Annotated in this window: 6 protein-coding genes; all 6 read right to left on the bottom strand. The window is 60.3% G+C overall.

The window, feature by feature from the left end; translation table 11 throughout:
* Positions 1-143: 143 nt before the first annotated feature.
* Entirely contained in the window at positions 144-1,727 is a 1,584-nt protein-coding gene (locus ACZ5IL_RS09665) for a B12-binding domain-containing radical SAM protein (RefSeq protein ID WP_464596882.1), read from the bottom strand.
* 253 nt (positions 1,728-1,980) lie between these two features.
* A complete protein-coding gene (locus ACZ5IL_RS09660) occupies positions 1,981-3,330 on the bottom strand; it encodes an amidase (RefSeq protein WP_464596524.1) in 1,350 nt (449 codons plus the stop codon).
* A 33-nt stretch (positions 3,331-3,363) separates the two neighbouring features.
* A complete protein-coding gene (gene ppc / locus ACZ5IL_RS09655) occupies positions 3,364-6,150 on the bottom strand; it encodes a phosphoenolpyruvate carboxylase (protein WP_464596523.1) in 2,787 nt (928 codons plus the stop codon).
* A gap of 179 nt (positions 6,151-6,329) precedes the next feature.
* On the bottom strand, positions 6,330-6,578 hold the full coding sequence (locus ACZ5IL_RS09650; RefSeq protein WP_079447350.1) for a DUF6489 family protein: 249 nt from the start codon (positions 6,576-6,578) through the stop codon (positions 6,330-6,332).
* A gap of 98 nt (positions 6,579-6,676) precedes the next feature.
* Positions 6,677-7,930 (bottom strand): NAD(P)/FAD-dependent oxidoreductase, encoded by a 1,254-nt coding sequence (locus ACZ5IL_RS09645; RefSeq protein ID WP_464596521.1) that lies wholly within the window; start codon positions 7,928-7,930, stop codon positions 6,677-6,679.
* Between the two features lie 193 nt (positions 7,931-8,123).
* The gene (locus tag ACZ5IL_RS09640) at positions 8,124-11,219 is read right to left on the bottom strand and encodes a multidrug efflux RND transporter permease subunit (RefSeq protein WP_464596520.1); all 3,096 of its coding nucleotides are present in this window, start codon (positions 11,217-11,219) and stop codon (positions 8,124-8,126) included.
* Positions 11,220-11,261: the final 42 nt, after the last annotated feature.

Here is an 11,261-nt window from a genome sequence, read left to right as displayed (position 1 = left end):
CACGGCGAAATGATGTCGAAAGGGTGGGCCTTCCAAGCGAGCGCTGTGGCCATCGCAGGCATCGCCTTAGACCGGGGCAGCGTTCGGTGGCCCGCTGAACGCTCGAGCTGTCAGCTGTGCGGGGTCGGCGTGATCGCTGTCGCTTATTCCGCGGGAACCGCGGCTTCCCGCAGTTTCAAAGAATAATAGGAGGCATTGGTTTTGCCGCGAGAGGCCGAGCGCGCAAACATGATCAGGTGATGAGCAACCAGTACCGAGCTGATAAGATATTCGATCTCGCCGCGAGCCAGCCTGCGTAGCGCGAATTTCCAGAACACGCGCCTGTAGTCGCCGCACACGCCGACCTTCCAGAAAATGTTGCGAAGCATGGTCAGGCCGAGCTTGATATTCCGCCATGACCTTTGCTGCGGCGTGCGCGGCTGGATTCGCTTCGGATACGTTTCGCGGATCTGGTACTCGTAGCGCTCCAGAAGCTTTTCAGGTTCGTACGCGCGCCCCATGCAATCGCGCCATGTCGCCACGACATGGTCGTAAGGCAACCGGAAATCGATGTTAGAATCGCGGCCCTCGTCCTCGATCAGGCGATTCTCGCGTTTCAGACGGTCCCACAGCGGCGTCTTCGGCAGCGCCTGCAGGAGATTGATGGTCAACAGCGGTATCTGGGAGTGATCGATAAACTCCAGCAAATGCTGTCCGGTTTCGGGCTTGTCGGTATCGAGCCCGAGGATAATTCCGGACACTACCTCCATGCCGTAGTCGTTCAGCGTCTGGATGGCCTCCATGATGGGGACCATCATGTTGTGATCCTTGTGCATCGCCTTTAGCGCGACAGGGTCCGGTGTCTCGATGCCGCAGAATATCGTGGCGAAGAATGCTTCACGCATTTGCGAAAGTATCTCCGGGCGTTTGGCGATGTTCAGCGTCGCCTCGCAGGAGAAACGCAGCACGAAACCGGTCTTCTTTTGCCATTCGATCAGGTGCGGCAGAAGATCCAGCGCGGCCTTCCGGTTACCGATAAAATTGTCGTCGACGAAATAGACCGACCCGGTGATGCCGCATTCCAGCAGCTTGTCGAGTTCACGCGTGATCTGTTCGGGACGTTTGAGACGCGGATTGCGGCCATACAGGCCGGGAATGTCGCAGAACTCGCACTGATACGGGCAGCCGCTGGAATACTGGATGCTTCCCAGGAAGTAACGCTTGATGTCCGCCAGTTCGTAGGCAGGAATGGGAAATTTATCCATGTCCAGCCGATCGGCGGTTTTGAGGACGACCTGACTCCCGGGCCGTGACGAATCACGCGCCAGTCGTTCGATCAGATCGTCCGTCGCATCGCCAAGTTCACCGACGTGAAGGTAGTCGAAGGTTGGATAGTAGTCGGGACAGGCGCTGACCGACGGGCCACCGAGCGCGACCGGCAGATTGAAGGCGTGGGCGCGGCGGCAAATATCGTTCATCTGCTGACGCTGGATGTGCATGCCGCTGACGAACACCGCTTCGGCCCACTCGAAGTCCTCATCCGTGGCAAAGCGAATATTCTCGTCGATGAAACGGACTTTCCAGTCGGCGGGGAGATAGGCGGCGATCAGCAGGAGCCCCTGCGGCGGCATGAAGGCTTGGACACCACCAGTCAGGGGATAGGCGTGCTCAAATGTCCCGAATGAGGACGTGTAACGGGGAAAGACGCAAAGAATGCGCCGATTGCCATACTGACTCACGCCCCTCATCGCACCTTCCCCGCGCATCTCCCCGTCCTGCAAAATGCGCATCAAGCAAGAATCCTTACTAACTCTTGGAGCTCGCAATGGTTCCAGGTGGGAGCTAACGGAATGCGCTGCACGAAACGTGAGCGACAATTTCTTCAACAATGTGACGAAGCTGAAAAGGCCAAGACTCGCTTACCGACCATGCCAGAACGCCAGGGTCTGCGATATCCGCGAAAATGCGTTCCGCGTTTTGCGGGAACGAGACAGCATGGGTTTAGGCGCGAACGATCTTCTCTATACCCGCAGCGAGTTCGAAAATCCGGCGATCCGAGCCGCCGACCGCGGTCAGCATCAACCCCACCGGCGCATCGCCCTCGCGATGACAGGGCAGCGAGATCGCACAGCCATCAAGGGTATTGATCAACGCGCAATTGCGCAGCGACAGCATGTTAGCTTTGGTGTAGGCCGCGTCGTGGGCGAGATCGGCGATCGCCGGTGGCGTGATCGCCACCGTCGGCGCGATCAACGCGTCGTAGGGTGCGACGCGGCGCTCGAAGCCTGCGATGATCGCGCGGCGGATACGAAGTAGATCGACATAATCCGCGGCGCTGAGGCTTTCGCCGCGAAGGATGCGGCTGAGGACGCGTGGATCGTAGAGCTCGGCCTTTTCCGCGATCAGAGCACGGTGCCAGGCCCAGCTTTCCGCAGCCGAGAACCCGCCCCCGACGTTCAGCGCCGCGACCTCGCCGAACTCAGGTACGGCGATGCGATCGATCAAGGCGCCGGCCCCGGCCAGTCGGTCCAACGCGCGCTCGAAAGCCCGCGCAACCGCGGAATCAAGGTCGTCCAGCATCACCGTGGTCGGCACCGCGAGCCGCATCCCCTTGATCGGGCAAGGCTCGACCGGCGCGATGGGTTCGGCCGCCAGCACTGCGTCCAACACGGCGCAGCAGCCGACCGAGCGCGCGATCGGGCCGTAGCTGTCCAGCGTGACAGACAGTGGGATACCGCCATCGAGAGGAATCCGGCGCGCGGTCGGTTTGTAGCCGACGATGCCGCCATAAGCCGCCGGAATCCGGCAAGAGCCGCCGGTATCGGTGCCGAGCGCGCCATGCGCCATGCCATCAGTGATCGATACCGCCGCACCTGATGAAGATCCGCCCGGCACATAGCCGACGTCGCGCCGCCAGCAGTTTTTTGGCGTGCCGTAGTGCGAATTGATGCCCAGACCCGAATAGGCGAACTCGGTCATGTTGGTGCGTCCGATCACCACGAAGCCGGCGCGGCGTAGACGCGCCACCACCGGCGCATCATTCGCCGCCGGCGGTGCATCGTCGAGCGCGCGCGAGCCGGCACGCGACACCTGTCCCTTGATATCGAACAAGTCCTTTATCGATACCGGAATGCCGGCGAACGGCGACGGCTCGGCATTGACCCCGCGCAGTCTGTCCATGGCCTCGGCGGAAGCTACTGCACCGTCCGCATCAACATGAATGAACACCCGCGCGCCCTCGCCCGCTTCGTCGGCGATCTTCGCAAGGCAGTCGTCGACCAGCTTGCGTGCCGTGGTGCGGCCCATCGCGAGATCAGCGGCGAGCGTCGCCAGAGTCGGGTGATTTGACATGCGAAACTCGCAGACGGATAGATGGATGGTGTCTTAGCCGCTATTGCGCAGGCCCGCGGAAAGCCCGTTGATGGTGATCTGGATACCCCGCAGCACCTGCTCATCCCCACACTGCGCGCGGTGGTCCTTCAAGAGTTCGACCTGCACATGATTGAGCGGATCGAGATACGGGAAGCGGTTGCGGATCGAGCGCTCGAGCAACGGATTACCGGCGAGCAACCGCTCCTGCCCCGTGATGGCGAGCAGCATGTCGATGGTGAGATGCCACTCACGCCGGATGCGTCCGAAGATGGCCTCGCGAAGTTCCACGTCTGGCACCAGATCGGCATAACGCGACGCGATCGCGATCGAGCTTTTCGCGAGCACCATGTCCATGTTGGAGAGCAACATGCGGAAGAACGGCCACTCTCCGTAAAGCTCTTGCAGAAACGCCATGCCTTTGTCGGGATGATCCGCTAGCCACGACTCCATCGCGCTGCCGAACCCGTACCAGCCCGGCAGCATCACACGGCATTGCGCCCAACTGAATACCCACGGAATCGCCCTAAGGTCCTCGATCTTGCGTGTCTTCTTGCGCGACGCCGGCCGGCTGCCGATGTTCAGTGTGGAGATCTCGTTGATAACGGTGGAGGCCCAGAAATAGTCCTCGAACCCCGGTGTCTCGTAGACGAGGTTGCGGTAAGCCGTGTAGGCACGCGATGAAAGTGACTCCATCGCGTCGAGATATTCAAGGCTCGGCGCGCTCTGCCGCGGTTGCAACAGGCTGGCCTCCAGCGTTGCAGCGGCGAGGATTTCCAGATTGCTGCGGCCCACCTCGGCGTTGGAATACTTGCTGGAGATAATTTCGCCTTGTTCAGTGATCCTGATCTGGCCGTTCACCGCACCACCGGGTTGCGCGAGGATGGCGTCGTAGCTCGGCCCGCCACCGCGTCCGACCGATCCACCGCGGCCGTGAAACAGGCGAAGCCGCACATCGTGGCGCTCGAACACATCGACCAGGCCGATCTCTGCCTTATAAAGCTCCCAACCCGACGTGACGAAGCCGCCGTCCTTGTTGCTGTCGGAATAGCCGAGCATCACCTCCTGCAAGCCGCCCCGGCTGTCGACCAGCGCGCGATACACCGGCAGCGATAGCAACCGATCCATGATGCCGGCACAGGCCTGCAAATCCTCGATGGTCTCGAACAATGGCACGATATTAATGGCGCTATGTCCCGCGGGATCGACGAGGTCGGCTTCCTTAAGCAGCAGCGCGACTTCGAGCAGGTCGGAAACGCCCTTGGTCATCGAGACGATGCATTGAGGGATCGCATCGGGGCCGAGCGTCTTGTGCGCCTCCGCGGCGGCATGAAACACCGCGAGCTCGCCCAGCGTCTCTTCGCTGTATGTGATGAACGGGGACGTCAACGGGCGCGCGCTGCGCAGTTCTCGCAGAAGCACGACGATGCGGGCCTCCTCGTCCAGGGTCAGATAGGACGTGCCCGGCGTGGCGGCATCGAGTAGTTCGGCAATCGTTCGTTCATGAACGGTGGAATTCTGCCGCAAGTCGAGACAGGCGAGATGGAAACCGAAGCAGTCGGCTGCGCGGCGCAAATAACGCAGCCGCCCGCGCGCGATCACCTCCGAGTTATTTGCGGTCAGTGAGCGGTGGAGAACGTCAAGATCAGCACTAAATTCGGCGGCGCTCGCATAGGGCGGAGCCGCGCCGTACGGCGGGCGCAGCGTGTCCGCTTTCAGTTTTATGGCCGTGGCCGAAAGCCGCGCGTAGATGCCGGACACCGCGAGGCGGTAGGGTTCGCCGCGGCGATGCGGCGACGTGTCGGCCGTTCGTTCGGCCAGCACGCGTAGTTCCGGCGAGACATCCGTGAGATCTGCGGCCAGCGACAGCTCGCGGCCAAGTTCGTGCAGTTCATCAAGATAATAACGCAATATCCGCGAGGCCTGCCGTTGGAGAGTGCCGCGCATAACGTCCGCCGTCACGAAGGGATTGCCGTCGCGATCACCGCCGATCCAGCTTCCAATCCGCAGGAACGACGCAATCTCGTTCGTGGCGCTGCCGTCGGAGGGATCCTGCAAACGATCTTCCAGGATGCAGTGCAGCCGCGGCACCTCGCGCAGGAACGTATAGTCGTAGAACGACAGGCCGTTAGCAACTTCGTCGAGCACCGTCAGTTTGGTTCGCCGCAAAAGATTGGTGTGCCACAGCGTCAGCACCGCGCGGCGCAGCTGTTCCTCACTAGCCTCGTATTCGTCTGGAGTGAGTTGCATCCGTTCGCGCCGGTCAAGCAGCGCCGCGACCTCCATCTCGCGATCGATGGTGCTCTTACGGCGAACCTCGGTCGGATGAGCGGTCAGCACCGGACTGACCACAGCGCTGTCGAAAAAGGCTCGCAATTCCTCCCCGCTGAACCCAGCCTCACGGGCGCAAGCAAGCGTGCGCGACAGCCGACCGTGGTGCGGCTCCCCGCCCGCAAGGGTCTGACTGCGCATCTGGCGAATATTGTTCTGATCTTCGGCGATGTTGGCAAGATGCGAAAAATAGCTGAAGGCGCGGACGACGAGGACTGTTTCCTCCGTCGACATGCCGTCGAGGATGGCCTCCAGTTCGTGCCGCGCTGGCTTATCGTCATCGCGGTGAAAGCGGATCGAAGTCTGCCTGATGCGTTCGACAAGATCGAACACATGCGGTCCTTCCTGATCGCGCACGGTATCGCCGAGAATTCGCCCGAGCAGCCGGATATCGTCGCGCAGCCTTGCATCGAGGACGGCCGCGTCAGACTCCGGCTGACCTGCACGAGGTAACGGCATCAGACTGGACATCACGCTGCTCCTGAAAAGTCGGTTCTTCAGTCGCAATTTTCGTGCTGCGACGCAAGAAATGCTGGCCGGTTGATGCACAAAAGATGGGCGGCCCAGATCTTGTCCGACCGGCGAACCTGGCGGCGCGCGCAGAAGTCGTAACAGTCGATACTATAATGAAACCAATGCGATAAGCTTCTCTACTTTTTATCTTTTGTCCGTACGGCCCCGAGTCCCGACATATTAACGAACATATCCTGGAAGCGCTCCGCCATCTTGGGATCAAACCAGTTTTGCATGATTGCTTCGGGCGAGAACTTGTCGATGTTTTCCGCCATCTTCTGCTGAAGCTGGTCCATCACGGCATTCTGCATCGGCTGGACGTCCGGAAGCCCCAAAAACTGACGGGCCTCAAGGGGTGTACACTCGAACTCTATATTCACCTTCATGGAGCGCTCCTTAGATGTGCCGACGCGGCGCAGTATCGCTATGGGGACGCCTGTGGCGCAAGTCATCACGGCAACGGTGCGGCGGCGCAGACTAATATTCAGCGAAAGCGTTCCGCGGCAAACGGTCTCGGGTCTGCAAACGGCGCGGCACCCGTCATCATTTCGGCCAGCAGCCGGCCTGTTGCCGGACCCAGGGTCAGACCGTGATGCTGGTGTCCAAAATTGAACCACAATCCGGCATGGCGGGCCGCCTTTCCAATCACAGGCAGCATATCAGGCATACACGGACGTCTCCCCATCCAGGGCGTCGCATCGATCGCCTCCCCCAGGGGAAACAACTCGCGCGCCAGAGGCAGCGCCCGTTCAATCTGCACCGGGGTCGGAGGAGCGTCGCGCCGCGCGAACTCCGCACCGGTCGTCAGGCGGATGCCCTGATTCATCGGCGCCAACAGATAACCGAGATCCGAATCGAGAACAGGACGATTGAGCACCGCATTGCCACGCGGCGCCAGATGCAAGTGATAACCGCGCTTGATGCCGAGCGGCATGTTGTAACCGAGTCCGCGGAAGACATCATCCGACCACGGCCCCAGGGCAATCACGGCCTCGCGCCCCATCAGCCCTCCGTTCGGACCCTCGATGCGCCATGCCGCCTGACTTTGCGTTAGCGTACACGCGTCGGCCGCAATAAAACGGCCGCCTCGGCGCAGGAATAACGCCGCATAGGCTTTCGTCAACGCTCCCGGATCCGGGATAAAGCCCGGCGCCGGCCAGTGAATCGCACCCGCGAACGTTCCCGACAAATTCGGCTCGCGTGCGGCGATCCCTTTGGCATCGAGAACATCTCCTTCGACGCCATACCGACGAACGCGCTCGAGGTCCGCGATGCCCTTGTCCAGCGTCGCGTTCGAGCGGAACAGCTTGATCCAGCCGGTCCGGCGCAGAAGCTGGGGCACGCCTGCTTCTGCGATCAGAGTTTCATGCTCGACAAGGCTGCGCTGAATCAGCGGCAACGCCGCCATTGCGCTGCGGAACGCGCGTTCAGGCGAGGATGCAAAAATATAGCGGATCAACCACGGCAGAAACGCAGGCAGATCGCGAAACCGATAATGCGCCTCGGGAAACCGGTTCAGCGCGTAGCGCAGAACCTGCCGCAGATCGTAAGGAAACACGTACGGGAAAACCGACGCGCATTCGATCAAGCCAGCGTTTCCGTAGCTCGTCTCCTCGCCAGCCCTTTCATGCCGGTCGACAAGGATGACATCGCGCCCGCGCTTCTGGAGATGCAGCGCCGCGGAAACGCCGACAATTCCCGCACCCAAGACCAGAACATCGGATTTGATTAGTGCCACGCGGCTCTCCGAACGCAAAAATCGTACGGCTTTGCCGAACGTTGTCCTTCAGACTTAAGTATTGAAGTTCAAGTGCGCAAACCGCTCGGTTGTAACCAGTGGCTCTCCGGCCTCGCGAACATGCAAAGAGCCGGGATGATGGGATCGACACGGCAGACGCAGCAAATCATGACCGCTGATACATTTTCGATCCTCACGTCGGTCGCAAGGCTTTCGAGTCCGTGTCGAATTCCGCGATCTGCTTGTTGCGTTCCGACCCGATGCCGGCAAGGTGATCAGTTGCGATCGCCACGTAGACAGCCGGAAGCACGAACAGGGTGAACAGCGTTCCAATCATCATGCCCGACACGACGACGAGACCGATCGAGAACCTGCTCGACGCGCCCGCGCCGGACGCGATCAGCAGCGGCAGCAGGCCGGTGACCATCGCCGCCGTTGTCATCAGGATCGGACGCAATCTGATCCGGGCAGCCGTTTCGATCGCGGTGCGCTTGTCGAGTCGCTCCTTGAGTTGCAGTTCGTTGGCGAATTCGACCATCAGGATGCCGTGTTTGCTGATGAGGCCGATCAGCGTCAGCAGGCCCACCTGAGTATAGATGTTGATAGTCGCGATACCGAAGAACAGCGGAATCAGCGCACCCAAAATCGCCATCGGCACGCTAATCATGATGACGAGCGGATCACGCAGGCTTTCGAACTGTGCCGCCAGCACCAGGAAGATGATGATGAGCGCAAAACCGAAAGCGATCGCAAGCTGATTGCCTTCCTTTACGTATTGTCGAGCGTCAGCAAGATAATCGTGACTGAACCCCTTCGGCAGATTTCTCGCCTGTTGCTCGAGGAATTCCACAGCCTTGCCCACCGTCACGCCCGGCATCGGCACCGCCTGGAAGGTCGCCGCGTTGAGCTGATTGTAGTGCGTCAACGCATTGGGATCGGTCTCGGTCTTGATGGACACCAGCGTGGTGAGCGGAATTTGCTGGCCGGTGTTGCTCGGAACATAGTACCCCTCGAGGGATTCCGGCGACAAGCGCTCGCCGCGGGGCACCTGCGGGATGACCTGATAAGAGCGTCCCTGGAGGTTGAAACGGTTCACATAGTTGCCACCGAGCAGCGTCGCCAGCGTCACGCCGATCTGCTGCATGGTGACGCCGAGGTCATTTGCCTTGGTCCGATCGATAGCAACGCGAACCACCGGCTGGTTGTAGTCGAGGTCGCTATCGCTGACGATGAAGAGGCCACTCTTTTTCGCCGCCTCCTTGAGTTTAATCATCTCCTCATAGACCGCCTGGAAACCGGATGTGCTGTAGATCACCATCTGGACCGGTAGACCGCCCGGACCGCCCGGTAGCGGCGGCAGATTGAAGGCGAAGGCGTTGACGCCCTCGACCTTGCTGATTTGAGCTTGCACCAGCGGCTTGATATTGATCGCGGAGCGCTTGCGTTCATCCCACGGTTTCAGCAACATGCCGGCGATGCCGTTATTGATGCCATCGGTGCCGTTGATCATGAAGCGCAGATCAGTCTCGGGAAAACCCGCAAACGCCTTGTCGAGCTTTTCGCCGTAAAAGTCCATGTAGTCGATATTGGCGTATTTCGGTCCCTTGATGACCGAGAACACGATGCCCTGATCCTCTTCCGGCGCCAGCTCCGTTGACGTGTTCATGTAGAGAAAGCCAACCAGTCCGAGGATCGTCACCGCGAATAGGGCAGTTATCGGTCGGTAGTCGAGCGAGCGATCCAGCTTTCGGCCGTACCAATGCGTGACCGAACTAAAGACCTTGTCGACCTTGGTGGCAAACCAGCCCTGCCCGCCGTGCTTGAGCAGCACCGAGCACATCATCGGCGAGAGCGTCAGCGCGATAACTCCGGAAACGATCACCGCACCGGCCAACGTGAAGGCGAATTCCCGGAACAGCGCCCCGGTAAGGCCACCGAGGAAGCCGATCGGCGCGTACACTGCGGCCAGCGTGATCGTCATCGAGATGACCGGACCGACGATTTCGCGCGCGCCCTGCAATGACGCCTGAACCGCCGTCTTGCCCTCCTCGAGATGGCGATGGATGTTTTCCACCACCACGATGGCGTCATCGACCACGAGACCGATCGCAAGCACCATCGCCAACAGCGTCAGCAGATTGAAGCTAAATCCCGCTGCCATCATCAGGGCGCAGACGCCAATTAGCGACAGCGGGATCGTTACCACCGGGATGATGACCGAACGCAGTGAGGCAAGAAACAAAAAGATCACAACGATGACGATGAGGACCGCCTCGATCAAAGTGTTCTGCACCTCATGAATCGAGGATCTAATGAATTTGGTCGAGTCGTAAGCCACTTTCATCTTCATCGAGGGAGGAAGGTTGCGCTCGATGTCGGGAAACAGCGCCCGCACGCCGGAGACGATATTCAGCGGGTTGCCCTGCGGGGTTGCCTGCACTCCAATAAAGATCGCGCGCTGCCCGCTGAAAGCAACGCTAGCGTTCGTGCTTTGCGCCGCAAGCTGCACCTCGGCGATGTCTTCCATGCGCACGAAGCCGCCGTCCTTGGCCTTCACTGTCATGCGCTTGAACTGCTCGACGCTTTGCAGGTCGGTATTGGTCGAAACGTTGGAGATCGTATAGTAGCCTTTGGTCTGACCCGCCGCCGCCTGGAAGTTGTTAGCGGCGATCGCGAGCGCGACTTCCGTGGTGGTCACATTGCGTCCGGCCATCTTTATCGGATCGAGCCACACCCGCATCGCGAAGGTCTGGCCGCCGAGGATGTCGGCCGAAGCCACCCCGTCCACGGTCGAAAGGATCGGCTGCACCACGCGCGTCAAATAGTCGGAGATAGCCGAACCAGAGAGTTCGTCGCTCGAGAAGCCGATATACATCACCGCCGTGGTTTCACCGGTGGACTTCAAAATCACCGGGTCGTTGGCTTCCTTCGGGATCAGGTATCTCACCGAATTGACCTTCGACAAAACCTCAGTGAGCGCTGCATTCGGATCAAAGTTCAGTTTGACGTAAACCTTGATTTGGCTCTGGCTCTGGGTCGAGGACGAGGTGATGTAGTCGACGCCCTCGGCCGACGCGACCGCCTGCTCGATCGGCGTGGTGATAAAGCCTTGCATCAAATCCGCCGACGCGCCCGGATACGCCGTGGTGACGGTGATCACGGTGTTGGACAGCTTCGGATACTGCCGGACCGGCAAATTGTAGGCCGCCGCCATGCCGATCAGCAGGATCAGCAGGCTGACGACGACCGACAATACCGGCCGCTTGATGAAGATGTCCGTGAATGCCATGCAGGCGCTCCGTTGACGCGTGGCCGCTCCGTGGATCGAAGC

The sequence above is a fragment of the Nitrobacter sp. CN101 genome, assembly GCF_055390255.1.
Note: the sequence above shows the minus strand (reverse complement) of the source record. Positions and strands in the feature narration are given on the sequence as shown.